Genomic DNA, 971 nt, shown 5'->3' with positions numbered 1-971 from the left:
CTGTTCGACCCGCGCACCGGCGCGCCGCGCGCCGATATGGGCCAGCACTTTGGAATTCTTTCGCGCCAGATGCCTGGCGCCGATGGCGGTGACGGCGCCTGTGCGCATGTCGGTGATGACGGTGGCGTCGAGGATGGCGCGCGGCGCGCCGGTGCGCGGGTCGAACAGGTTGAGGATGCCGAATTCGGAAGGCAGGCCATGCAGGTAATTGTCGACATAGTCGCCGACGATCTTGACGCCGGCCGTGTCGAGCGGCGCGACGTAGCCGCGCAACACGTCGAAATGGCCGTGGAAGGACGGGTCCGGCTCGAGATGGACGCGCGGTTCGATCACCGTCTGGCCCCGGCCCTGCGCCACCAGGCCAGCCTCGACGGCAGCGATGATTTCGCCATCGGTCATGGCAAGGGCATCGATGTCGAGGGCATTGAGGTAGTCGATGTAGATGGGCTTCATGTTACGCGGACACTTTTCTCGGCCACCCCGTTCATCCCATAGCAGGCCAAGGCGGGACACGAAAGTTTGTTGCGAGGTCTCTGGACGCCGCCGGTGAGATGCTGTTCAAACCGGTTCCGTCATGACAGCCGTTCCCGAGACCGCAACCTTACCCGAAACGGCCACCAATGCGCGGCGCGTGGCGCTGATCGTCGCCATCGCGTTCTTCATGCAGTTTCTGGATTCGACGATCATCTCGACCTCGCTGCCGCAGATGGGGGCTTCCTTCGGCGTGTCGGCAGTGGCGATCAGCATCGGCATCACCGTCTACATGCTGACCATGGCCGTATTCGTGCCGCTGTCGGGCTGGCTCGCCGACCGGTTCGGCGCACGCAACATCTTCCTGCTGGCGATCGTCCTGTTCACCCTGGCCTCGCTTGCCTGCGGCGTCTCGCAAAACCTGACCCAGTTCGTCGCCGCACGTGTCGTGCAAGGGCTCGGCAGCGCGCTGATGACGCCGGTCGGGCGCATCCTGGTAC

1 protein-coding gene and 1 pseudogene are annotated in these 971 nt (G+C 64.6%); one reads left to right on the top strand and one right to left on the bottom strand.

What is annotated here, in order from left to right:
* A pseudogene (locus tag EN906_RS35450) lies at positions 1–453 on the bottom strand (ornithine cyclodeaminase family protein); the annotation flags it as partial.
* 121 nt (positions 454–574) lie between these two features.
* Here EN906_RS35450 and EN906_RS35445 point away from each other — a divergent pair.
* A partial coding sequence (locus tag EN906_RS35445) for an MFS transporter (protein ID WP_127375833.1) occupies positions 575–971 on the top strand: 397 nt, incomplete at its 3' end.

Source organism: Mesorhizobium sp. M7A.F.Ca.CA.004.06.1.1, from assembly GCF_003999135.1.
Lineage (GTDB): Bacteria > Pseudomonadota > Alphaproteobacteria > Rhizobiales > Rhizobiaceae > Mesorhizobium.
Note: the sequence above shows the minus strand (reverse complement) of the source record. Positions and strands in the feature narration are given on the sequence as shown.